At 37.7% G+C, this 24,961-nt stretch carries 16 protein-coding genes and 2 pseudogenes; 10 read left to right on the forward strand and 8 right to left on the reverse strand.

The features are described from left to right. The first annotated feature begins 262 nt into the window (after positions 1-262). Entirely contained in the window at positions 263-1,093 is an 831-nt protein-coding gene (locus QNJ50_RS20950; RefSeq protein WP_300638890.1) for a DUF6544 family protein, read from the forward strand. Positions 1,094-1,293: 200 nt separating this feature from the next. On the opposite strand, the gene QNJ50_RS20955 is transcribed toward QNJ50_RS20950, so the two are convergent. Further along, positions 1,294-2,724 carry an LCP family protein gene (locus QNJ50_RS20955; RefSeq protein WP_300638893.1) on the reverse strand — a complete coding sequence of 477 codons (1,431 nt, stop codon included), beginning with the start codon at positions 2,722-2,724 and terminating at the stop codon, positions 1,294-1,296. Positions 2,725-2,837: 113 nt separating this feature from the next. Here QNJ50_RS20955 and QNJ50_RS20960 point away from each other — a divergent pair, with 113 nt between their 5' ends. The 4 genes from QNJ50_RS20960 to QNJ50_RS20975 all read left to right on the forward strand — a co-directional run bounded on the left by QNJ50_RS20960 (position 2,838) and on the right by QNJ50_RS20975 (position 8,278). Continuing rightward, positions 2,838-3,902, forward strand: a complete 1,065-nt coding sequence (locus tag QNJ50_RS20960; protein WP_300638896.1) for a mannose-1-phosphate guanylyltransferase — start codon at positions 2,838-2,840, stop codon at positions 3,900-3,902. A gap of 381 nt (positions 3,903-4,283) precedes the next feature. Next, positions 4,284-5,930 carry an AarF/ABC1/UbiB kinase family protein gene (locus QNJ50_RS20965; RefSeq protein ID WP_300638899.1) on the forward strand — a complete coding sequence of 549 codons (1,647 nt, stop codon included), beginning with the start codon at positions 4,284-4,286 and terminating at the stop codon, positions 5,928-5,930. A gap of 140 nt (positions 5,931-6,070) precedes the next feature. Beyond that, a complete protein-coding gene (locus QNJ50_RS20970) occupies positions 6,071-7,057 on the forward strand; it encodes an ATP-binding cassette domain-containing protein (protein ID WP_300638902.1) in 987 nt (328 codons plus the stop codon). Between the two features lie 432 nt (positions 7,058-7,489). Then, the gene (locus tag QNJ50_RS20975; protein WP_300638905.1) at positions 7,490-8,278 is read left to right on the forward strand and encodes an ABC-2 family transporter protein; all 789 of its coding nucleotides are present in this window, start codon (positions 7,490-7,492) and stop codon (positions 8,276-8,278) included. Between the two features lie 285 nt (positions 8,279-8,563). Here the strand turns inward: QNJ50_RS20975 and QNJ50_RS20980 are convergent, their stop codons facing one another. Both QNJ50_RS20980 and QNJ50_RS20985 read right to left on the reverse strand, forming a co-directional pair. Beyond that, positions 8,564-8,806 (reverse strand): hypothetical protein, encoded by a 243-nt coding sequence (locus QNJ50_RS20980; RefSeq protein WP_300638908.1) that lies wholly within the window; start codon positions 8,804-8,806, stop codon positions 8,564-8,566. A gap of 435 nt (positions 8,807-9,241) precedes the next feature. Then, entirely contained in the window at positions 9,242-10,000 is a 759-nt protein-coding gene (locus QNJ50_RS20985; RefSeq protein ID WP_300638911.1) for an N-acetylmuramoyl-L-alanine amidase, read from the reverse strand. Positions 10,001-10,186: 186 nt separating this feature from the next. Here QNJ50_RS20985 and QNJ50_RS28620 point away from each other — a divergent pair. Together QNJ50_RS28620 and QNJ50_RS20990 are read left to right on the forward strand one after the other, a co-directional pair. After that, positions 10,187-10,480, forward strand: a pseudogene (locus QNJ50_RS28620) (TauD/TfdA family dioxygenase); the annotation flags it as partial. 762 nt (positions 10,481-11,242) lie between these two features. After that, positions 11,243-11,707 carry a DUF4870 domain-containing protein gene (locus QNJ50_RS20990; RefSeq protein ID WP_300638914.1) on the forward strand — a complete coding sequence of 155 codons (465 nt, stop codon included), beginning with the start codon at positions 11,243-11,245 and terminating at the stop codon, positions 11,705-11,707. A gap of 147 nt (positions 11,708-11,854) precedes the next feature. Here QNJ50_RS20990 and corA read toward each other — a convergent pair whose 3' ends face one another. Then, positions 11,855-13,021: a magnesium/cobalt transporter CorA gene (gene corA, locus QNJ50_RS20995; RefSeq protein WP_300638917.1), complete on the reverse strand. Its 1,167-nt coding sequence runs from the start codon at positions 13,019-13,021 to the stop codon at positions 11,855-11,857. A 220-nt stretch (positions 13,022-13,241) separates the two neighbouring features. Here corA and QNJ50_RS21000 point away from each other — a divergent pair, with 220 nt between their 5' ends. Next, complete coding sequence (locus QNJ50_RS21000; protein ID WP_300638935.1) at positions 13,242-13,577, forward strand: M14 family zinc carboxypeptidase; 336 nt, start codon at positions 13,242-13,244, stop codon at positions 13,575-13,577. Positions 13,578-13,649: 72 nt separating this feature from the next. Continuing rightward, complete coding sequence (locus QNJ50_RS21005) at positions 13,650-14,150, forward strand: hypothetical protein (RefSeq protein WP_300638920.1); 501 nt, start codon at positions 13,650-13,652, stop codon at positions 14,148-14,150. A 574-nt stretch (positions 14,151-14,724) separates the two neighbouring features. Here QNJ50_RS21005 and QNJ50_RS21010 read toward each other — a convergent pair. From QNJ50_RS21010 to QNJ50_RS21020, 3 genes are all read right to left on the reverse strand, one after another. Then, on the reverse strand, positions 14,725-14,922 hold the full coding sequence (locus QNJ50_RS21010; protein WP_300638923.1) for a hypothetical protein: 198 nt from the start codon (positions 14,920-14,922) through the stop codon (positions 14,725-14,727). A gap of 44 nt (positions 14,923-14,966) precedes the next feature. Beyond that, positions 14,967-16,232, reverse strand: coding sequence for a nif11-class peptide radical SAM maturase 3 (locus QNJ50_RS21015; protein WP_300638926.1), 1,266 nt, complete (start codon positions 16,230-16,232; stop codon positions 14,967-14,969). Between the two features lie 180 nt (positions 16,233-16,412). Further along, positions 16,413-16,829 (reverse strand): Nif11-like leader peptide family natural product precursor, encoded by a 417-nt coding sequence (locus QNJ50_RS21020; RefSeq protein ID WP_300638930.1) that lies wholly within the window; start codon positions 16,827-16,829, stop codon positions 16,413-16,415. An 813-nt stretch (positions 16,830-17,642) separates the two neighbouring features. Between QNJ50_RS21020 and QNJ50_RS21025 the strand changes: the two genes are divergently transcribed. Next, entirely contained in the window at positions 17,643-19,994 is a 2,352-nt protein-coding gene (locus QNJ50_RS21025) for a N,N-dimethylformamidase beta subunit family domain-containing protein (protein ID WP_300638933.1), read from the forward strand. Between the two features lie 618 nt (positions 19,995-20,612). Here QNJ50_RS21025 and QNJ50_RS21030 read toward each other — a convergent pair. Then, positions 20,613-24,961: pseudogene (locus QNJ50_RS21030) on the reverse strand (iron-regulated protein FrpC); the annotation flags it as partial.

The following is a 24,961-nucleotide window of genomic DNA, read 5'->3' on the forward strand; positions in this document are numbered from 1 at the left end:
GCAAAAACAGAGAATTTAGGAAGCTATACGACAAATTTAAATTTCCAACTCCCATGTGCTTAATAAAACAATAAAAGATACACCTCCAAATCAAGTAGAAACTTAAAGAGCGAGTAAAGGTGAATCTTTAAATTTGGAATATTGAATGTTGAATGTTGAATCTTGAATATTTCAAACTGAAATATTTTAGTTGGAAATATTTAAATTTGACTTTCGTTGTTCTGCATGAATTCTATAAAGATATGCAAAATAGGTGAGTACAATGACAACACAAATTTTATTAATAACTAGTAAATTACTGGGAATAGTATTTGTGATTTTAGTTGCTAGAAAAATAATCAATGACAAGCGAATCAATAGAATTTGGCATACCCTCGAAACAGAGCCATCATACAATTCTTTCACTGAGGATATGATTTCAGGATTACCAGTTCCCGTACAACGCTACTTTCTTCATGCGATCGCACTGGGAACTCCATTAGCTAATTCTGTCAAACTAAAAATGACTGGTAGGCTGAGAAGGGGAAAAGATAAACCTTGGTTACCAATACAAGCAAAACAAATTATTTCAGCATTAAAAGGATTCGTTTGGAAAGCAACAAGTAGTAACCGTTTTCTTAAGTTGATGGGAGCCGACTATTATGCTGGGGGTTCCGGTCGAACACAGTTTTGTTTGTGGGGAATGATTCCAGTTGTGAATGCTCGCGGTCGGGACATCGATCGCTCGGCGATTGGACGTCTTGTGGGAGAATCTATATGGTTACCTTCGGCTTTATTGCCACAACGTGGTGTAAGTTGGCAGGCTATTGACAATAATACAATTCAAGCTGCTGCAAATGTTGATGGCGAGGCTATTATTTTGACATTATTTATAAACTCAGATGGTAAAGTACTGAAAATTTATTTGCCTCGCTGGGGAAATTATACTGATGATGGTAGCTATAAATATATTACCTTTGGTGGACAATGTGGAGAAGAACGCACAATTGCAGGATTTACAATTCCTTGTCAAATCAGTGCAGGTTGGTGGTTTGATACAGAAAAATACTTTAATTTCTTCCGGGTCAAAATTGATGCTGCTGAGTTTTGTTGAGGTTCTCCAAATCTGAGGATCTTGATGAGGGTATTTAGTATCGTCACTTTTATATCTTTTGCGAAAGTGTAGTTAATTTGTTATCAATCAGCAAAGGTAACGAGTAAATTTACTCATTACCAATAACTAAGTAACTATCCCAAAGCTTATATATAAACGTAAATTATATGGATTGTAGTGTGAATTGTAAATTTGTCAATTCATTGTTGCCAATCTTGACCAATCCGAATGGTAATATCTGATTGAATATCGCCAGCCGATGATACTTCAATTTCTCCTGTTCCTAAGATTTTCTGTAATTGTCTTCCAGCTCTTTTATTTCCTTTCTGAATAATGATTTGAGTTTTAGCGTGGGGATCTGGCCATTGTTCTGCAGTATAAATCTGTGTAAATCCCTTTTGTTTTAAAGAATTAATTAGTTGTTTAGTTAATTGTGGTTTACCAGTTGTATTCTGAATGGCAATTTTCAGCTTTTTTAAAGGTCGAGAATCAGATCTAATACCTGATATATTTACACCGGTGTATCTTTCCAATAAATCGGCTCTACCATTGAGACTTAACCAATAACTATCGGGATCGCGACTCAAACGACTAAATATTCCTGGCAAAGTTGTCATTTCAAACTTATCTCGTTCCAAGTTAAGTGCAAAATTAACCAATGCCATCATTTCTTCAAGTCTGAGATTAGTATCAACATGTTTATCCATCATGCGAACTAATTGGGGTAATTCAGGCAAAACCGTAGGACTTGAAAGACGTTGTCGCAACCCTTTTAATAATGCTTGTTGCCGTTGTACTCTTCCTAGATCCCCCTTACCTTCTTCTCGGTAGCGAACGAACTCTAGGGCTTGCTCTCCATTTAAATTTTGCCAACCTTTAACCAAATTTATGGATAAACCTTGGGTTCGATCTCGATAGACCATTGTTTTAGGAACAAATACTTCTATACCACCCAAGCGATCTACCAATTGACGAAAACCACTAGTGGAAATACGAATGTAACGGTCAATGGGAGCATTACTTAAAGTTCGGCTGATTACCCTTGCAGCTAAAACAGGACCGCCTTGAGTGTTTGCTTCCGATACCTTAGTTAGACCCTGCTCGGGGATAGAAATCATTGTATCCCTAGGGATAGATAATACCCGAATAGTTTTCTTCTGTTCGTTAGGGTTGATACGTAAAAGTAACATTGCATCACTTTTACCACCAAAACTATCGGCAGAACCATCCACTGCACCCTTCACCGGTTCAATTCCCAAAACCAAAATATTCATTGGTTTAATGAATTGGTATTCGGAGATACTATTCCATAAATCCCCTGGTAGTGGTGAAGAAGTCGCGCGATCGCCTGCCCATCCTAGTTCATCTTCGGTACGATCAATGTCGCTCCATAGAGGTGTCCACAATGCCAGAGTCGATGCTAATAAACCCGACAAAGTAACCCCAACAACACCAGTCATAAACCAAAACAACCATTTGGGCATTCTTAAACCCAAACGATGATAAAGCTGGCTGGGGATAGAACTAGCTTTAACGGTAGTTTTATCTTCTGTGTAAAAATTTGTCTTGCTTGATACCTCAGATGACTGAGATACTTTTTGGTTTACTCTACTTTTTATTTGGTCAATCACAACTAACTCCCCACTCTACCACTCCCTAAAAGTTATGTTAAAGCAATAAAAGTTGCCAGTTCTTAATGTCACAGTAAACTTGTAGTGTTCCTCAATAATGTATTTATGAAAATATGACTAAACCATTCTTTCCCGTAATTCTTGCTGGTGGAAAAGGCGAACGTTTTTGGCCTTTGAGTCGTAAAGAACGCCCCAAGCAATTCTTATGTCTGGATGGTGGTTCTCGCAGTTTACTACAATCAACTGCGGATAGATTACTGACACTTGCAGGAGATTGGAACTCATTATGGGTCATCACTGCTGCAGTGGTAGCAAAAGGAGTCAGGGAACAACTACCCCAATTACCATCCGACAACTTACTGGTTGAATCTGAAGGAAGAGACACAGCTGCTGCGGTTGCTTGGACGAGCTTGGAAATTAAAAGACGCTACGGAGAAGATGCAATCATTGGTTTTTTCCCCGCTGACCATTGGATTGCCGACTTAGATAAGTTTGCTAGTACTTTAGATGCCGCAATTGAACTTGCAACCAATAAAGATGCCATAGTCACTTTGGGGATCAAACCTACTTTTCCATCTACTGGTTACGGCTACATCGAACAGGGAGAAAATACGGGTAGTTTTAATAACTCGCCAGCTTATCATGTTAACCGCTTCACTGAAAAGCCCGATCGCCAAGTTGCAGAAACTTTTTTATCTACAGGACGCTTTAGTTGGAATAGCGGAATGTTTGTTTTCCGGGCGGATGTTGTTCTCAACGAACTTCACAAACACGCTCCTGAAATTATCGAGCCACTAGAGAAAAATGGTCCGAGTATTTATCCGCAATTACCTAAAAAAAGTATAGACTATGCCTTAATGGAAAAAACCAGTCTAGCGTATGTTTTACCTGCCGAATTTGGCTGGGATGATTTAGGTGACTGGAATGCTATTGAGCGTTTACTAAAAACTGAAAATACTTCCAATGTAGAATTAGCTAATCATGTAGGCTTAGATACTAAAGGAGCTATTGTTTATGCCACAGATAAGGATGATGTTATTGTTACCATTGGTTTAGAAGATGTGGTGATTGTTCGCGATCGCAATGTGACATTGATGGTAAAAAAAGAGCGCACCCAAGAAATTAAGCAGTTATTGAAAAATCTCAAAGAAGATTCTCGATTTACTCATCTTTTGTAATCTATTGTAAATAGTTAATTTGCAGAAGATATGAGAATAATTATTTTTAAATTAATCTTTATTCTTCTGCTAATAATTTAGCAAATAAGCCGTATTAGTGTGAAAAATGTAATTTTTATTTAAGTCCGTCGAGGGATTTATAAAGTTAATTGGGGCAGATATTAAATATCAATTAATTAAATAGGGAAAAATAATATTGTATGTCCAAATATATGGTATTTAGTCTCTATATTTTGTTGGTATTTCCCAATTCTTTTATTAGTTATCAGTTTATGGCTAACGCCACGCCCTTAGGGGCTACAGTTAACAGTTAGCAGTTATTAGTTCATAATTATTCATCAATACTCTCCCACTTCCCGACTCTCAACACCTAATAACATAATGTTCATAACCCAAACAGTTCCTCGTCAAAGAGAAATTATTGAAGTTTTACTGCGTAATGGCTGGGACTACATGAGGCGATTACTAACTGGTGGTAAAGCCGATAGACCCCAGCTACCAACCCCAGCTGTTTTAAAAAATATTTTGGTAGATTTGGGACCAGTATATATTAAGCTAGGACAACTTCTTTCCACTCGTCCCGATTTACTCAGTGGTGCATATATAGATGAACTTTCAACCTTACAAGATGAAGTTCCTCCAGTACCTTGGTCAGAAGTTGAAATCATCATTCGCAAACAATTAAATAAACCATTAAGTGAAATATTTACTACTATCAATCCCGTAGCTGTAGCTGCAGGTTCTATCGCTCAAACACACCGCGCAACCTTAGCAAATGGTCGGGAAGTTGCACTAAAGGTACAACGTCCTGGAATAGATGTTACTGTTTCTCGCGATATAGCTTTAATCGAAGGAATTGCAGACCTCGTTTCGCGAACTGATTTTGGTCAAATTTATGAAATTAAAGCAATTGCAGATGAGTTTTGTAAGGCTTTAGAAGATGAGTTAGATTTTACTCGCGAAGCCGGTTTTACCGAGCAATTAAGGCGTAATTTATCTCAAAGTAAGTGGTTCGATCCCCAAAAATTAGTAGTAGCAGAAATTAATTGGGAATTGACTACACCAAAATTATTGGTCATGGAATGGTTGGATGGAGAACCAATTCTATCTGCTAGTTTGGAAAATCATAAAAATGGGAAAGATCCCAGTGCAGAACGTAAAGAAATTACTTCTTTATTGTTTCGGGCTTTTTCACAACAATTATATGTTGATGGTTTTTTCCACGCTGATCCCCACCCAGGAAATATTTTTTATCTCAAAGATGGTCGTGTTGCCCTGCTAGATTGTGGTATGGTGGGCAGACTCGATCCCCGTACGCAACAAATATTGATTGAAATGTTATTGGCAATTGTCGATCTTGATGCTCAACGATGCGCCCAATTAACTTTACAATTATCAGATGTCTCTCAAAAGGTAAATTTATCTCGCCTAGAAAGTGACTACGATAGATTATTAAGAAAGTATTTTAATTTGAGTTTATCTCAATTAAACTTTTCGGAAGTAGTTTACGAAATTTTTCAAGTAGCTCGAAATAATAGAATTCGTTTACCCAGTAATATGGGTTTGTATGCGAAAACAATTGCTAATTTAGAAGGACTAGCGCGCTCCTTTAATCCCGAACTTAACTTTTTGGATGAAATTAAACCTTTAATAACAGATCTATTTCGTCAACAATTATTTGGCGATGCTCCCGTAAGGTCGCTTTTGAGAACAGCTTTAGATTTAAAAAGTCTGTCTTTGCAATCCCCCCGACAATTAGAATTAGTTCTTGAACGCATCACCTCAGAAACTTTGCAATGGAATTTCTCACTTAAAGGATTAGATAGTTTGCGTCGAACTGCAGATGATGCAGCTAATCGCTTATCTTTTAGCATACTAGTAGGTTCCCTAATTATGGGAGCAGCAATTGTTTCTAGTAATGCTAAAACCAATCAGCTTTCTATAATCAGTGACGTATTATTTGCTACTGCTAGCTTACTTGGCATATGGTTAATTATTAGCATTTTACGATCTGGTCGTTTGCGGTAAATTATGCCGATCGTGGAAAAACATTTCCATAATCTAGACCAATTTATTTGTATTCCCCTGCATTTAATTCCAAAATAATAATAAATTAAGAATTGGGGATAGATTCCAACTGTTTGTACTGCATCTCCCAATTCAAATCTATGTCTATTATTGTTGCTCAACATTTGAGCAAGTCTTATCCAGTCGCCGTAAAAGAACCAGGTCTTAAAGGTACTATTAATCATTTTTTCCGGCGTAAATATCGTGAAATCAAAGCTGTACGAGATATTTCCTTTGAAATCGACCAAGGAGAAGTGGTAGGTTTTCTGGGAGCTAATGGTGCAGGTAAAACAACCACCTTAAAAATGCTTGCGGGTTTAATTCATCCCTCAAAGGGGAAAATTCGCGTTGGTGGAAGAACACCATTTGAACGCCAAGAAAAATTTCTCCGACAAATTACTTTGGTAATGGGACAAAAGCAGCAATTGTTGTGGGACTTACCCGCACTGGATTCTTTAAGAATCAATGCAGCTGTTTACGAGCTTTCAGCAAAGGAATTTAAACGTAGGGTGGGAGAATTATCTGAAATGCTCTCCCTAGAGGAAAAACTTACCCAACCAGTGCGCAAGTTGTCTTTGGGAGAACGAATGAAAGCTGAACTATTAGCTGCACTTTTACATCGTCCTCAGGTATTATTTTTAGACGAACCAACCTTAGGTTTGGATATTAATGCTCAAGTAGGAGTGCGTGACTTTCTCCGCGAATACAATCGGCGTTATCGGGCGACAGTGCTTTTAACCAGTCATTACATGGCAGATATTACTGCTTTGTGCGAGCGAGTATTATTAATTCACGAAGGAGAATTGATGTATGATGGCAGTCTAGATGGACTTCTGGAAAGATTTGCTCCCTACAGGGAAGTTTATATAGAACTAGAGCGAGATGTACCGGAAGAGAAACTTAAGTGTTATGGTGACTTAAAAAAAATTGAAGGGCGTTTGGCTTGTTATGCGATCGAGCAAGATGACTTAACCCGTACTGTTGGACGGATATTAACAGATTTAGAAGTTGTAGATTTAACAGTTACAGAACCTCCTGTGGAAGAAGTTATTGGGAGAGTTTTCCAAGGTGGGATTATGAGTGTTTAAGGTTTAATCCATCTTTAGTGCATAACATAACTCTGTATCTAAATTTTGGGATTCTGTTTTTTTGCTTATGCTTTTTTGTTTGGAATCTTAGTATTATCTCCCCAGGTATGCAGTTTTCCCTGCTTGAATTTTTATCAGCATGAATTCTTTTCAGTATGAATTTCTCAAGCTTGCATTGAAGACCATAATTATTCACTCAATTAGGAAGATACCAAAGTCAATTTTTTAAGACTGAAGGCTGAGTTTATAGCGCTACGCGCAAGTAAAAAGTCATTAGCACCTAGCGGAGCGTAACGTAGTTATTGCGTGTCCGCAGGACATAAGCCTAATACGTATGGCTTTTAGGATTAATATATGTCCTAACGTAACTTCGTAGTGCTATATCTATTTTTTTCAGCCACAGTTGAGGAAATTTTTCACCACAAGAATTAAATGAAAATAATTTGTAACAAAATTTATACTTTTCTTTCTGTTTACTATGCTTACATGCTGGAATATCGGGCTGAGTTAGTTCTTTGGATTTTATCTGGTTCATTACCGATTATTTTGATGGGTGTTTGGAGCGAAGCTGCTCAAGGAGGAAATTTTGGTTTAAACTCTGTTGATTTTGCTCGTTATTTTATTGCGGTATTTATTGTTAGACAATTATCGGTGGTTTGGGTAATCTGGGAATTTGAGCGGGAGATAGTTGAAGGTAAGCTTTCACCACGGTTATTACAACCAATAGATCCAGTATGGCATCACATCAGTAGCCACATATCAGAAAGAATAGCCCGGACTCCTTTTGCAATAGTTCTGATTTTATTATTTTTTCTACTTTATCCCCAAGCGTTTTGGCTGCCAAACTTTGGTAATTTATTACTATTTTTAATTGCTTCAGTAATGGCATTTGCCCTACGTTTTGTGATTCAATATACCTTTGCAATGTTCGCTTTTTGGACGGAAAGAGCCAGTGCTTTAGAAAATTTGTGGTTTCTGTTTTATCTATTCCTATCGGGTTACATTGCACCTTTAGAAGTATTTCCGGAAGTTGTACGAGAAATAGTATTGTTAACACCCTTCCCTTATTTAATTAATTTTCCTGCTGCTATTTTAGTGGGAGTCCCTGTGGATCTGGGACGAGGATTTTTGTCAACTATCGGTTGGTTTTTGCTGTTTTTAGGTCTGAATAGAATATTTTGGCGATTGGGTTTGAAACGCTATTCTGGGATGGGTGCATAATTTTTACTTCGATTGCGGTAGAAGGTTATCTCATTGAATGAGAGAAGGGAGTGTGGGAAGAGGAGGAGATATTTTAGAACTCTCCGGAAATTGAATATGCATAACCCAAGATTTTTGTAGATACATACCAGAGGCTGAGCCGCACCTGCGGTGTTTGGACGCAGCAAGCTGAACGCCTCTGGCGCGTCTCACGCCGACGCCGCAGGCTCTGGTACGTCTTTACATTCTTTTCCGGAGATGTCTTTTGTAGGCGATCGCTTCCTTCAAACAAACACTACAATGCATTCAAGTATTATTTTGCTTTGTATCTGCATTAACTTTTGATTCAATAACTCTATCCCGTCGAGCAGGTGGTACTAAATACCCAGTCAAAAATACTGCAAGTATAGTGAGTGGAGTTTCTATTGTACTTGGAATATCTGTTTCAAGAATATAGGTATTTGCAATACCTACTGTAAGCTGAACAATAGCTGCAGCAACTGTTGATGCAGTTACTTTCTGTGCTGGAGTAGGCTTTTCCATTCTCATAGGAATAAACTCCTTTTAATTTTTGCAACTCTAACTAAAATTTCAATCGAAAGGTGTTTTAATCGATTTGTTATGGTAGAAATGATATTTTGATATCCAGTAGTGCAACCAAGAAAACAGCGATCGCTCATTTTGAGTAGTCTTAATCTTATAAAGACGTACCAGAGTTGATACGTCTTTACAGGGTTTTGTGGGGAAATAAATTCTATGGTTAATACATTGCACAAACAAAATTAATGCGAGCGATTACAGTTTTATAGTTCAATACAGTTCAGTTAAGACTTTTTTTAAACAAATAATACTGTAGAGACGCGACAGAGCCTGCGGCGTCGGCGTTAGCCTCTGTCGCGTCTCTACAAAATAAATTTAGGCTTATCTGAACCGTATTGTTTTATAGTTATATTTATTCACTCAAAGGTAATGATGCTTCCTCTTTTAGTCATCAATAAATTCGCAGTGTTTGGAGAATATGTAATGAACCTTACGGTCGCCAATTTGCTGCAGAAACTCTACTGCATAATGACCTTCTTCTTCTGCAATTAACTTTCCTCTATATTCTCCTGGGGTAATTTTATATAAATACTCAGCAGCTAAATCTTCAGATTGCTCTGTAGAAGGTTTAGCATAAGTAGTCTCAAGTACTTTTAAAACACCAGAGATATTTTCTTCCTTTTTGTCTTCTCCAATTAATCCATTAACTATTGCTACAGCCATAGTCTGAGCATCAAATATTCTCATATCTATGTCAGAACTAATAAAGCAACATTCAATTAACATTGCAGGCATAGAAGTTTGAGCTAATACCGCAAAGCTATTGTACTTAATACCTCTATTTCTAAATCCTAAAGATACAATATTATTTAGTACTAATCGTGCCAAATTATTCGCACTACTACGAGAATTATAAACGTACACTTCAGTCCCATTGGCAGTTTGTTTAGAAAAGGAGTTGAAGTGAATGGAAATAAAGTAATCAGCACCAATTGAATTCGCTTTACTAGCTCTTTGTCTTAAGGAGCTACTGACACTACTAGCATTCCTTGGAGTTACAGATACAGCTTTATGACCTCTATTTTTTAGTTGGGCTATAACAAATTCTCCAACTTTTTTCGCCAATTCATCTTCTTTATATTTCCCACTGACAGCACCAGTATCGGGTGGGCAATTATGACCAATGTCAATAGCAAAAAGCATAAAATTTCCTCCCGCTAAGGATGAATATAGAACTGTTTTATAAATAGATATTGATATGAAATCAAAATAATGTCATTATCAGCGGTATACAATAAGATATTTAGTTCTCAATGTAATTTTCTACCTGAAAATTTTCGTGATAGCTTTATCAATTAACAAGTAAATGGAGGAGAGGTTACGGAACCTCTCATAAACAAACATCCCTTAACTGGTAATACAATACTTCGGTTTGCAGAGCCTCTAAATGAAAAAACTAAGAACCCCTATCCGTTGTTTCTTGAAATTTCTGGTCTACCACCTGAAAAACACGAACAATTTCTCAGTAGGATAATAAAGAAACTGTACCTCCCGAAAAACTTTTTAGCACACGAATGGGAACAAGGAGATTTTCTAATAGCGGATAATAATGCGCTGTTGCATGGTCGAAACCCTTTCCCTGCTGAGTCAGGAAGACACTTGCAGCGTGTACAAGTTATATAATTTCTGGAAGACATTAAGTTATGCTTTAGTCACATCAGCTATCATCCTTTTTTAATAGTTTTAGAGAGATCCAAAAAATGTTCCCACAAGTAATAATATTCTTTACCATCTAGAAAAATATTCAGACCTCAATTCTCTAGAGTCAAGTTTGAATTTAGCACTTCAAAGCCGTTTGCCAATTGGTATCCGACAAGGATTACAAAAAATTGCTATGGAAGACGCGCGGCATCTAGCGGCTAGCGGAAGCGTACTGTAAGTATTGCGTACCGTAGGTATTGCGCCACGAACGACTTTAACTTAATTCCTTATTATGGCGAACCATCACCACTAGAAGAACCATTTATTTATAGAAGTAAAGCTAAAAATGGTACTTGCTCTTTTTATGCCTATGCTACTTTGTATGTAATTAAAAAGAATAAATGAGTAACTTTAGCTATTAAAGCCATCAAAAAGCATGATACGAAAGTAGCTATTTTGACTTATCTCTTAGCTTTAATTGAGCCTTTAGATTTGAGAATCAAACGATTGTATTTAGATAGAGAGTTTTTCTGTGTCCCAGTAATCAGATAGTTGCAAGCTCTAAACATTCCTTTTGAAATGCCAGTAATTATTCTAGGCAAAGAAGGAGGTACTAGACAATTAATTAGAGGTAGATGTAGTTACAAAACTACTTACACATTATATTTGGATTTGTATGTTTGGCTTTGATATATATATTTCGGTGGATACTTTTCTTACGCATCCACCTTAAGATTAAAAGCCATGAAACAAACGAGTCAACAACAAATGCGTATATGGGGGATGTTATGTCATCTCTCGGCTGTAGGTGCATGGGTATTGGTAATTTATTTGGTTGTTATAGGTATTCCGTTATTTCTACCACTAAATGTTATTGCCCCTTTAATTGTTTGGAAATATAAAAGAGCGCAATATCCTTGGATTGATTTTCAAGGTAAGGAATCGATAAATTTCCAAATGTCTTTGACTTTATATACCTTAATTTTTATTATTATTTCTTTGTGTATAGTTTTTATAACTGGTGGGTTAGCATTAATTAGTAATTCTATTTTTTTATTAAAATTAGCATTAGATTGTTTATTAACGGGTTTATTTTTGTTAACTTTATTTGCTTTGTCACTACAATTATTTGTCGTTAATTTTGCGGCGATGAAAGCTTATAAAGGGGAGCATTATCGTTATCCTTTTACCATTAGGTTTTTGAGGTGAGGGTTGGGGATTGGGGATTGGTGATTTTGTATTTATTTAACTGACTTGTTCTTTGTCTCTGGCAAGGAATATAGTATTGGAGGCTCCGCCTCCGGTACTATTAAGAGGCGGAGCCTCTTATCCGTTCCTAGGTGAGCCTTTTACTCCTTACCTATTCCGCTTAATTTCTGAAACATTGTTAAACCAACCTTTGCGCCAGAAGAAGATAATCAAACTCGAAGCGACAATAATCATAATTGCCCAACAAACAGGATAACCCCAATACCAATTTAGTTCTGGCATATTAAATGGTGAAGCTTGGGGATTAAAGTTCATTCCATACACCCCAGCAATAAATGTCAAAGGAATGAAAATTGTCGAGATTACAGTTAATAACTTCATGATCTCGTTCATTTTATTACTCACAGCAGATAGATAAACATCCATCAAACCCGTTGTCAATTCTCTATATGTTTCGATCACATCGATGATTTGAACTGTATGATCGTAACAATCCCGAAAATAAACGATTATATCTTCACTTAGTAAAGGGCTTTTATCTCTGATTAAAGCATTGATTGCATCCCTTTGGGGCCATATTGAACGACGTAATGTCAGTAAATCCCGTTTAATCTGATATATTTTCCCCAAAGTTTGTTGACTTGGGTTATGTACTACCTCATCTTCTAAATCTTCAACTCGTTCGCCAAAGTCTTCTAGTACGGGGAAAAATCCATCTATAATTGCATCCCATAATGCATATGCTAAAAAATCCGTCCCTCGTTGACGAATTGAACCTTTACTTCCCCGAATGCGAGCACGCACCGGATCGAAGCAATCCATACTCGATTCTTCTTGCAATGTGAGTAAATAATGTTTACCCAAAATTAAGCTAACTTGCTCGCTGCGAAATCCTTTCCCGTCAGGGTCGGGTATTACCATGCGAGTAATAATCACTAAATGATTTTTGTAATCTTCTACTTTGGGACGTTGGGGAACGTTGACTACATCTTCTAAAACTAATAAATGTAAGTTAAAAACTTGACCTAACTTTATTAATACATCTTCACTACCTAAACCCCTAACATCTACCCAAGAAACTGATTCTGTATCCAAATAATACACGCATTGTTCTGGTGAAATATCCTGCACCCTAACAGCATTTTCTTGGTTGTAATCAATTAAAACTAATTCTGATGGTGCAGCATCTGGATCGATATCCAGGGTTCCTGGGGTGCTACCAGGTTGACCGTAATAGTAAGGAAATAAATCTTCTTCTAATTTTTCCTCATTTTGTGGTGGTTTATTTGGTAGCTGTAATCGTTTTTCGTTCACTTAAATTGTCCCAAACTACTAATTTTTGTTAACTTTTGTTTGTTTATAATTTCAACTCCTTGCAATTCAAAGCTTATTTATCGAACTCTATTTTAAACTTATTGGATATTTGGGAAAAATTCTAGAGACGCACCATATTTGCAGTCATCATGAAGGTAAATGAATTTGACTTCAGTCACTACTATACTTACGCTGAGCTGGTAAATTACCTTACTGTTTTATTAGTTACTACACTCACTGTGCTTTAATTTTACGTCCCTACAGTACCCACCCCGACGAGCATTTCCCGGTTGAGGATTTGGAAATTTATAAATTAATTGGGGAAAAAGGAAGTAAACTAACTGGTTATGAATGCGTTTCTGTATACCATGATTTTCGTCGTCATCCTCAAGAAGTGACTAATGGGGGAATGGATGACTATGGTTACGACCACTTCGGCTGGTTTGGTTTTACCATCGAACTGTGGGATGCACCGACCGCAGCTGGGGTAAATAAAGGAAAACACATCGAGTGGAGTCGCCGACATCCAGTAGCAGATGACCTAAAATTGTTGTAATGGAACGATCAAAAGCTTGCAGTTAAAGGTTTTATCAACTGGAAGCCTTTTAATCATCCTCAATTAGGAGAGGTGGAAATTGGTGGTTGGGACGACAAGCTGGTATGGGATAACGCACCACCGGAATACTTACCCGATATATGCGAGCGACAATGTCGTTTTGTGATTGCTCATGCTTTAATGTCTCCCTATGTGGTGTTGGGTCGTGCTGATGTTATCTACCAAGGAAGTGATATTTATTATGTCATGATTCAATTGGAAAACCAAGGTTTTTTACCAACCTACACTGGTCAAAAAGCTCTAGAACGAGGAGCAGTGAAACCGATTGAAGTTAATTTATCTTTACCTTCTGGGGTGAGTCTAGTTAGTGGTCAACTCAAACAAAATATTAAGCACCTGGAAGGACGTTCTAATAAGGTGACACAACTTTGGGCTAAGCAGGGTACCGACTACCGCTGTCATGTTGAGTGGGTAATTAAGGGCGCATCGGGTAGTGAAATTGAGATTAGTGCTGTGGGGGAGCGATCGGGGACGGTTTGTTTTCGTTTGCAGCTTGATTCACGTGGTACCTAAGCACATATACTTTCAATGATATTCGGTTTGCCATAGTACTTACCTTTGTTTGCCAAGAAAACTGCTATTTATCCCACTAAATAAGATTTGCGCTATAAAGCGACATTTCATGAATGATAATAAACTAATAATTAGGATTTAAGCTTACATATTTTTGTAGAAAAATAATTTTTTTGGGTACGGTTTTTTTGCAGGGTAAACAGCAAGAAAATTCATACTTAGAGTACCTTTAAGGTGACTATAACAAATCATCTTCTAAGTTATTTGCAATACAAATAGGTGCTAAAAATCCCAGCTATAAAGTATTACTAATAGGACTTACCCACTTATTACAAATTTCTAATAGTTTGAAGTGGCTATTTCAGAGCCGGAAACACTTTGCTAACTTTACTTTGCAATGATTGTAATTGCTTTATTCGTGCTTCAGTACTGGCTAAAAGTTATAATTGGCATAAATTACTGGGTATTGCTGGCTTAACCATTTAATTTTTGACTCTCATCTAAGATTCATTCTGGATTGAAAGAAAATAAAAATCAAATTTAATTCACTCTTAGCTCTCATATCAATAACTAATCAACTTTCGTTTTTCAAAATCCCAGCTTCCTTTTCAATTCGATCTAAAGCTCTCTTGGCTTTAAAAATAAATTTCAAATAAGCTAATTGATTATTCCAAGCCGAACGAGGTAACAAAGGTGGAAGACAATCTGACTGACCTTGTGATTCATCATTTTTATCTTCTAAAGAAATAGAATCACTGGAATTGTTATTCATAGTAATATTTTTTGTAAACTGAATTTTTTCTCAAATTAAATTTGTTAACTATTTGCACTAATCAAGGAAGTTTTTAACTCCGCTTCGTCTTCCCAACTTTCTGACCATTGAATGGAATTAGCATCAAAACGCAATGGATAGTTTGCTGGTAAAGGTGCATTAATTGACTCCTCAATGAGTGCAAATTCGCCATTATCAAAAGGTTTCCCATCCGCTTGACGTTTGAGAACTACCCGCTCCCGCAGATTATTTTTTGATTGAGTTAAAGCACGGTGATGACAGTAAGGATTATTACCTCGCTTGTCAAAGAAAACATGAGCAGTCCAACTACAACCACCTCGACATAGTTCGGCAAATTCGCAAGTCTTACAGAAACCCCACAGATGCTCTGTTCCTTTAGGAGTACCAGCTCCCAAATTGAAGCGCAATTCTTCTGTTTCTTCAATAATTGTTCTCAAGGAATAGTTACGAATATTACCTCCTGTGTAAGCGGAAGTAGGTAGGGAAGGACAACCTTTAATTGCACCATCTGCTTCAATTCCCAAAGTAGACAGCCCAGCAGAACATCCCTGCCAAAATGTCCAAGCATCGCCCTGTCCCCGGAGCAGTCGTTCGTATGGACCATAGTAACCGATGTTGTTTCCGGGCTGAATCCTAACTCCTTCCCGGTTTGCCCTTTTCGCAACTCGAGCAATCATCGGGTATAAATCCAGTAGTTCGTATGGTTGCAAAAGAATTTCGTTATTATCTGCTGCATTTCCCATCGGTACAGTTAACTGAATTTGCCAAGCAAAGATGCCTGCATCGCGGAGAAGTTCATAAATTTGGGGAAATTCTGGCGCAGAGAGGCGATTGATTTGTGTATTGCAACCAAAAATAATTCCTGCTTCTTTGAGATGGCTCATGGTCTTAAATGCCCATTCCCAAGAACCTTTTCTTCCTCGCAAGCGATCGTGAGTTGCTTCTAAACCATCAACTGAAACAGAAACCACCTTAATTCCTGCTTCTTTCATTTTGCGTGCGGTATCCAGGGTAATACCATAACCCCCAGTGGTCATTCCACAAAGCATCCCAGTTTGAGTAATTGCACTTGCAATTTCTAACCAGTCAGGACGTAAAAATGCTTCACCACCAATTAAGGTTACTTCTGTAATTCCCACCTCAGCCATCTGTTTGACTAGATCGAGAGCTTCTTCTGTAGAAAGTTCTTTGGTGCGGGTATGACCAGCACGGGAACCACAATGCTGACAAGCCAGATTGCATTTAAGGGTAATTTCCCAAACTGCATAACTAATTCTGCGATAACTCATTAAAACAACCTTTGATTAATTATTTTTAGAAGTTCTTAGACTGCTGTGAATGAACACCATAGTCTCTTTTATTCTCTTTTCTAGTTACCAGGCTGAGCCTGGTAACCAGGGTTTGGAGGCTCTGCTTCGTCTCCTAGCTGCAAATAACTGGTGCAAGTTATCAATTAAATTTGAGCTTGTTTACTCATATAGATAATCTGAGACAACAATCCCATACATTGGTTGGACAATTGGTGGTTTAATTGGTGAAATAGGAGGTCCAGAAATAATTCCATACATTGGTTGAATTATAAATTCCCAGGGAACTTTAGAATCCTTAAATTTGTCAAAATTGAATTTGTCATAAAGTGAAGAACTCGCCCCACCAACAATACTGGCTAATTCTTTTTCATCTAAGTCCGTAAGTTCGCTATCAGCTAGTGCTGACTCTAATAAATTAGTGGTATATTCTTCGAACTCTTCCGAGGTAAAATCATAGCCAGCATTTTTAACAATTTGGCTGCACTCTTCCTTACTTTGCACCCCTTGAATTTGGGCACGCAAAACTTCGTCGGTCCTTAGGCTTTCGTAAAAAGCCTTTACACTTTCCAAAGACATAACTATCCTTACTAATTTTGTAAGTTGATTAATTAACTATTAGTCAATGTAAGCACTTCACAGATTAATTCGATTTGTAATTATCTAAAATAATCCGCCAAGAAATCATACAAACAACATATTTTTCCTGCTGCTACCATCAACAATCTCGATATCTCAAGCAGGGAACAAAATATTCAGCTACTGCCGCTTTGTTGCCAAATGGTAGCTTTTATCTACAAAATCCTTAGATTTTTCAATACTCTATCAAAATAGAAAATTAAAAGTTACGAATCTGGGATTAAAAAGTGACAAATATAGAACAGATAACAGCTTCATCTAATCAAATTAATTTTGGCATTGGTGTTGAACGTACACAAAATCGGTTTAATCACATCAAAGTATGATTTGTCTATATCTGAGATGAACATCATCATCTTAATTTCATATTTTGCAATACAAGATTATTTAGAAAACTTACTTTTTCAAGTGTTTGGACATTATTCACATCTAAATATATTGAAAGCTTGCAATATCTATGCTGGGAATCATGCCTTGATCGCAATACAAAAATTCTCAAGTCATACTCAAACATCTAGATACTTGAGTAAGATAAAGTAAATCTGCTAATTATTAACATGTAAAACAATAATATACTTTTTATCTGTTTACTGATAATAAACTTATTTTTGTTTAATATATTAAGCATAAAAACATTTAAATGCTTTCATGCTTCAAGGTGTAAATGTTTATGATTTATTTTTCGATGCAGAATTATATTCAGTAAAGTAAAACATAATTACATCCAAACCCCTACCTAAGTCTTTTAACAACATGATTCCTCTAATCGGTTATAGCGATCGCTTGTCTGTTGCTCCTGGGATGAAGATTGATTTCAAGGTCAGCAGTAATCAGCGCCAAACCTATGATGCAAAGCTTGTGCGGGTGATTTCTGGAGATCCAAACCCAGATGGGATCGGTATTCTTGAGAAGGAATTACCTGCAAGTTTTACTGCTTCTTATCCATCCCGATTTCAACCGGTTTATCTTGGTTCCTACGCTCGTGTAAAGCATCGAGATGTTTTCAGTGGTGTTTCTAGTTTTACTATCGTTGCAACGATATACCCAACCACACCAGATAAGGGAGAACAAGGAATCATATGTAAATACGATCGCGATATAAAAGCCGGGTTCGCCTTATTTATCGATACTGATGGCTGTTTGGCTGGTCAAGTTGGGGATGGGAAAGGAAATGAAATTCAAGTTTCTACAGGTCAACAATTATGCGAGCGCAATTGGTATCGAGTATGGATGACATTTAGTTGTGATTTTAAATCTGAGGCTAAAGTTCTATCTGTAGAGCAATTACCCCTAAAATCTAGTTATCAGCAGGATAATGGGGCTAGTAAGTCAATTTCAGTTGAATTTACCCCGGAGTTGAATGCTGACACCGATTTATTAATTGCTGCGATGGATGGAGTTCCGGTTGCTAAGCATTTTAATGGTAAAATCGAGCGTCCTATACTTCTAAATGGGGCTTTTGACCGAGAAACTATCTTAAAGATACAGGAATTACCTACAAGCAATTTAATTACTGTCATTGCGACGAAGGTTAGCGAGCTAGCGCAGCGTACCGGATCCGCAGGTAGCGCAGCTATAGGTATTGCGTTTCCGCAAGGAAATAGCAATCCCCCAGTCATTACGAAAACAGAAAATAATCCCAAACCAATTATTGCAGCATGGGACTTTTCCCAAAATATTACAGGTACTCGAATCATTGATTTAGGACCAAACAAACTCGATGGGGATTTAATTAATTTACCAACAAGGGGGGTAACAGGTTCTAATTGGTCGGGGGAAGAAATGTGTTGGAGACACGCACCACAAGAATATGGAGCGATTCATTTCCACGATGATGATATCTATGATTGCGGTTGGGAAACTGATTTTAGTTTTACCGTTCCTGAAGATATGCGCAGTGGGGTATATGCAGCTCGTCTCAAGTGTGGCGATCTAGAAGAAATGATTCCTTTTTTTGTTCGACCTAAACCGGGTCAACCTCAATCTGATATCTGCGTTTTAATTCCTACATTTACTTATATTATGTATGGGAACCATGCTCGCGATAATACCAATGATGTTTATCGAGAGCGAGCAAATGCATGGAATGCACGTCCATGGACGCCAGATGAGCACCCAGAATATGGACTTTCTACTTACAATTTTCACTCTGATAGTAGCGGTATTTGCTATGCATCCCGACTGCGACCAATGATCAATATGCGATCGGGTTTTATTTCGATTCCAGAGTTTCCTGGTTCGGGTTTACGTCATTTCCCTGCAGATACCCATTTATTTGCTTGGTTAGAGACGATGGGGCATAATTTTGATGTAATTACAGATGAAGATTTACACGAACAGGGTTTTAGCTTAATTGAGTCTTACAAAGTTTTACTGACCACAACCCATCCGGAATATCATACAAAACAAACCCTTGATGCTTTGAAGGATTATCGTGAAGGTGGCGGTAATTTAATGTATTTGGGTGGAAATGGTTTTTATTGGCGAATTGCAAAGCACCAAGAATTGGATGGGGTGTATGAAGTAAGACGCGCAGAGGGGGGTATTCGGGCTTGGGCTGCCGAACCTGGGGAATATTATCATAGTTTTGATGGGACTTATGGCGGTTTATGGAGACGTAATGGTCGTCCACCTCAGGAGCTTGTGGGAGTTGGATTTTCGGCTCAAGGTTTTATGGAAGGGACATATTACCGTCGTCACCGCAATGCTGAGAATGAAAAGGTTGCGTGGATATTTGCGGGTGTTGATGGGGATATCTTGGGAAATTTTGGTTTGATTGGTTGTGGTGCTGCGGGTTATGAACTAGACCGGGTGGATTATGCTTTGGGTACTCCCCAGAATACATTTGTTTTAGCGAGTTCTGAAAATCATAATGATAATTTTATCCTGGTTCATGAGGAGCAACTCACCCACGTTTCTAATTGTGGGGGAGAACCAGATTCTGACTTGATTCGGGCTGACATGATTTATTATGAAACTCCTAATGGGGGAGCTGTATTTTCAGTTGGTTCCATCTCTTTTTGTGGAAGTTTATTTCATAATAATTATGATAATAATATTTCCCGAATTACGAATAATGTTATTTGTCGTTTTAAGGGCAATTAGGGATTAGCGATATGCCGTAGGCATCTGCTTTGCAATCGGCGACTGGAGTACGAAATACTATTTTTGGTATCGCTCAGTTTCAGGGTATAAAGTAGAAATAGTTTTCTTGTAATTATTTGATTGATTTAGCTAAAAAACTACAAGAAACAAGATGCAATATCATCATCTCACCCAATTCATTTTTTTTTAACACAGGATTGTTCAGAAAACCTACTTTTTAAATCCTTCACGTTCAACTTTCAGTTTATTGAAAAGCCACAAATAGCTGGGCTGAAAATTATACCTCGATCGTAATCCACAAAACCTAAAGTCATACTCAAACATCTAGATGTTAATTTTAGATGAACTAAGAGTATTAATTAAAGCAGCACTAATCAATAGCTTATTAATTATAAATATATAAATTGTAAATGTATCAATACTTAATATATTTTTTATTAACAAGCTAAACAGATAAAAACTTAGAAACTTAAACATTTAAAATTCCCAAATCACCATTAATAGTGATTCGGGATTGGTGTTAGCTCAAGCTGGATTTGAGCGAATCAGAAAGATATATCAAGGAATGGGTGGTTAGCTGTAGTTAATTGATTTGGGGTAACAAGCATCCCAAAAAATTTAAACTGACCAAGCATTATCAATCGCTGTATTTAATTGTTCTTGCGAAACAGTACCAGCTTTAAAGTTACTCCAAGCGTCAACTAGTTCGTCAACTTGAGAGTTATTTAAACTTGCAACTCCATTAATTATGAAGCGATCAATTTGCTGAGCTTCATTTACGTACCAATCTTCCAGAATTGCTTGTTGATTACCACCAAAGATGCTGACTTCTAAGTCATTGTTGCCAGAGCGAGCAAAGTAGATGTCATCTTGACTAACAGTTCCACCAAAGACCAACACATCGATTGAACCATTATCACTTTGGTTGCTAATGTAAGCAGTGAAGTCCTCATTTCCAAATTCGTAGGCATCGTTACCGCTGCCACCAATAAACCTATTGTTCTCACCACCAAGGAACAATATATCATCACCTTCAGCAGCGTTAAAGATGTTGAAGTAACCACCAGCTTCGATTGTATCGTTACCGCTACCTGCGTTAATTGTACTGGAGATATCGGTAACAGTTAACGTATCATCACCTTGCCCAGTATTGATAACGTTTAAGGTACCGAAGGAAACAACAGTATCGCTCTCGTCAAAGGTGAAGACATAGTTCCTAGCACCAATACTGACTACCGTATCTTTACCTTCGGTATCGATAAAGTAGTTAGATGTTCCACCAGCAAGCATCCAGTCATCACCGCTGCCGCCGAAGACTGTATTGTTCGCACCGATACCGAAGATAGTATCGTTATCTTCCCCACCGAGGAAAATATTGGAACTACCAGCAGCAAGGAGAATATCTTCTCCAGCACCACCGCTAACTATGTTGCTTACACCCAAGCCGAGAATAACATCATTTCCGCTTTGAGCTAGGATATTATTGCTTGTACCCATTGCAAGAACAATATCGTCACCGCTACCAGCAATTACATTATTTTGCTGTCCCGCAGAAATAATAGTATCGTCATCTTTACCGCTAAGAACGTAGTTAGTTCTTCCAGCACTGAATATTAAGTCATTACCAGCATCACCTAGTACAACATTCTGCTCACCGGCACTAAATAGTAAGTCATTCTCAGAGCCGCTGTAAATAGCGTTATTCTGACCCAGACTGACTACAATATCATCTCCACGAGAACTGGATATAATGTTGTGTTGACCTGCTGCAAAAATAATATCCCCTTCTTCTTGTAAGAAATCAAAGTTGTATCGGGATAAGTCGAAATCTAGATTTGACCAATTTGGTAAATTTAATTTGAGTGAAGAGAAGTCAGGAATACTTATGTTAGGAAGAGAAGTACCTCCAAAGGTGGTATTTAAAATTTGGGTATCTTCCTCTTCTAAATCCAAATCCGACACATCTGTATCCGGGGAACTGAAATCTGGTAGGGAAATATCTGCAACTTGCACAGAATCAAACCCTAGATCGCTGAAGGAGAAGTCAAATTCTGAAAGATCAAAGTTGAAATCATCACTGAAGAGGTTAGTAATACCATTACCAATTAGGTCAAGATTGGTGTAGCTTAATAAATTAACAGAATCCAGGTCGAGATTTTCTAAGCTAGTTAAATCAATCCCTAAACCTTCAAGATTCAAACCAGTTAAATCTGGAATCAAATCATCTGTAGTGGGAAGTTGAATGAAATCAAACTTTAAAGCATCTTTTAGAACATCCCATTTCCCTTCACCGTGGACAATATTCTTGACTCCAGCAGCAAAGATTATGTCGCTACCGTCGCCACCTTCAACTTCGTTTTCCTTACCAGCAGCAACAATAATGTCATCATCGTCACCACCGTCCACGTCGTTTTTCTGACCAGCAGCAAAGATTAAATCATTACCGTCACCACCCTTGGTTTTGTTTTCCTTACCAGCAGCAACAATAATATCATCACCGTCACCGCTGTCTGCATCATTTTTCTCGCCAGCAGCAAAGATTAAGTCATCACCACCGAAGGTTTTGACTGTATTTTCCTTACCAGCAGAAACAATGGTGTCATCACCGGAGAAGGTGAAAATTTTGTTAGTTTGACCGATGCTGATAACTGTATTATTACCAGAGAAATCTAAAACCTTGTTATCTTTTCCACCTGCAACAATCCAATCATCACCGCCATCGCCAGATATAATATTTTTCTCACCAATGCCGACTAATACATCATCTCCAGCACCAGCTAAGAAATAATTTGATTTTCCACCAGCTAGTAATACGTCGTCACCGTTTCCACCGCTAACTCTATTCTTTTCACCCAAACCGATAACGATATCATCACCGTCTTGAGCCATAATATTGTTAGTTTTACCGAGAGAAACCACAATATCTTTACCGCTACCAGCCAATATGGTGTTAGTTTCTCCCGCAGCTAAGATAGTATCGTCGTCGCTACCAGCAAAGATATAGTTAGATTTACCAGCAGTGAAGATGAGGTCGTTACCTTCGTCAGCTAAAACAACGTTATTTTTACCAGCACCGAATATTAAGTCGTTACCAGCACCACCGAACATGACGTTATTTTGACCGGCACTGACCATAATATCGTCACCTAGCGCACCACCAACAACGTTGAATTTACCTGCTGCAACTAGAATATCACCGTTGTTTTTGTAGAAATCGAAATTGAAGCGCGATAAGTCAGGTTTGAAAAGCGACCAATTCGGTAGAGAAAAATTGGGTAAAGATATATCTGGTATGGCTAGAGATACATCAGGTACGGAAATATTAGAAAAGTTGGGTAGATTAATGCTGGGTAGAGAAAGATTCGGTATGTTTAAACTGGGAAGGTCAAAATTAGGAAGATTGAAATTAGGAAGATTAAGATCGATATTTGGTACTGTCCAACCTGGTAAATCCCAATCGGGTAAAGAAAAGCCAGGTAAAGATAAGTTAGATAAGGAGAAACTGGAGAAATCAGGAAGAGGTAGACTGGGTAAAGGAAGATTTGGCATATCAAAATCAGGAATACCCAAGTCAGGAATATCCCAATCAGGAATCTTCACACCAGGAATATCCACAGTTATATCTGGAGCCTTGAATTCCGGTATTTGCCAATCAGGTAAATCAAAATTGGGGAGAGATATATTGGGAAGTGAGAAAGAACCAAAACCAAATTGACCTAGAGAGAAATCAAAATCTAAGAGATTGAAATCAAAATCAAGGTCAAAGCTTAAATCTGGCTCTTTAATATTAATATCAAAATTCTTCAGCAAACTATCCAAACTGAAACCAAGACTGGATAAATCAAAAGCTTTAAGATTAATGTTGAATAAACCAGCCCAATCAATATCAGCGAAGTCTGGATCGAGAATATCTAAGTTAGGAATATTAAAATCGCTTAGACTGAGATTAATTCCAGAAAAATTGAAATTATCAATCTTCAAATCAACATTTGGTAGTTTAAAATCCTTCAAAGCTCCTAGCTTATCCAGTGCGATTCCAGATAGTCCAGAAAAATCAATATCTGGTAATAAGTCGTCAAAACTAGGGAGTTGAATTGAATCTAAACTCCAACCTTGAATTAGGCTGTCTCCATAAACAAAGTTGAGTTGTCCACCAGCAACAACTATATCTTGTCCGGTATCACCCACAGCAGCGTTGAATTTTCCAAGGGTGACAATTACATCATTACCGGAAACTTTCTGTTTTTTATCAACATTATTACCTGCATTTTTCCAACTTTGATCGGAAAGTTCATCAGTTTTGGCATCCTTACCTGCATTCTCGCTGTCATTATCGGAACCGAAACCATTTAAATCAAATCCCAGGGAATCACCAAAAGCGATATTCCCCATACCAGCAGCAACCATGATATCGTCATTAGCACCACCAATCATGGCGTTGACTTTACCAACACCAATGATTAAATCCTTGCTGTCACCCCAGGAAGTTTGGACATTATATAAACCAGCAGCAAGCATTGTCGATGAACCATGACCAACTTTGGTAATTAGGTTCCCCTTACCAATTGCAATCATGGTGTCTTTGTCGTAAGAATTGGTATTAACCTTGGTGAGGATATTACCAAGACCACCAGCATACATCTCAGTGTCACCGCTACCAACCTTAGTTAGTATATTCGCTCCACCAACAGCAGCCATTCTGTCGGTACCGTTACCTTTTTTGACGAATACATTTCCAGCAGCAAGTCCGTACATTTCATCGTTACCGCCGACATCGTAAATTACGTTAGCAACACCAGCAGCAATAACTCTGTCATTTCCACCGCCAGAGAGAACTACGTTTAATCCACCAGCAGCAGTAATAGTGTCATTACCAGAACCAGCATGGATAGTATTTTGACCGCCAACAGTTGAAATGATGTCGCTACCCCAACCTGCATGAATTACATTTTTGATACCAGCAGCAG

Source organism: Mastigocoleus sp. MO_188.B34, from assembly GCF_030065675.1.
GTDB lineage: Bacteria > Cyanobacteriota > Cyanobacteriia > Cyanobacteriales > Nostocaceae > Mastigocoleus.

Bases quoted from the DNA above. Each gene is read 5' to 3' on its own strand.
- QNJ50_RS20950 (WP_300638890.1), top strand. From the start codon at position 263: ATGACAACACAAATTTTATTAATAACTAGTAAATTACTGGGAATAGTA.
- QNJ50_RS20960 (WP_300638896.1), top strand. From the start codon at position 2,838: ATGACTAAACCATTCTTTCCCGTAATTCTTGCTGGTGGAAAAGGCGAA.
- QNJ50_RS20965 (WP_300638899.1), top strand. From the start codon at position 4,284: ATGTTCATAACCCAAACAGTTCCTCGTCAAAGAGAAATTATTGAAGTT.
- QNJ50_RS20970 (WP_300638902.1), top strand. From the start codon at position 6,071: ATGTCTATTATTGTTGCTCAACATTTGAGCAAGTCTTATCCAGTCGCC.
- QNJ50_RS20975 (WP_300638905.1), top strand. From the start codon at position 7,490: ATGAAAATAATTTGTAACAAAATTTATACTTTTCTTTCTGTTTACTAT.
- QNJ50_RS20980 (WP_300638908.1), bottom strand. From the start codon at position 8,806: ATGAGAATGGAAAAGCCTACTCCAGCACAGAAAGTAACTGCATCAACA.
- QNJ50_RS20985 (WP_300638911.1), bottom strand. From the start codon at position 10,000: ATGCTTTTTGCTATTGACATTGGTCATAATTGCCCACCCGATACTGGT.
- QNJ50_RS20990 (WP_300638914.1), top strand. From the start codon at position 11,243: ATGAAACAAACGAGTCAACAACAAATGCGTATATGGGGGATGTTATGT.
- QNJ50_RS21010 (WP_300638923.1), bottom strand. From the start codon at position 14,922: ATGAATAACAATTCCAGTGATTCTATTTCTTTAGAAGATAAAAATGAT.
- QNJ50_RS21015 (WP_300638926.1), bottom strand. From the start codon at position 16,232: ATGAGTTATCGCAGAATTAGTTATGCAGTTTGGGAAATTACCCTTAAA.
- QNJ50_RS21020 (WP_300638930.1), bottom strand. From the start codon at position 16,829: ATGTCTTTGGAAAGTGTAAAGGCTTTTTACGAAAGCCTAAGGACCGAC.
- QNJ50_RS21025 (WP_300638933.1), top strand. From the start codon at position 17,643: ATGATTCCTCTAATCGGTTATAGCGATCGCTTGTCTGTTGCTCCTGGG.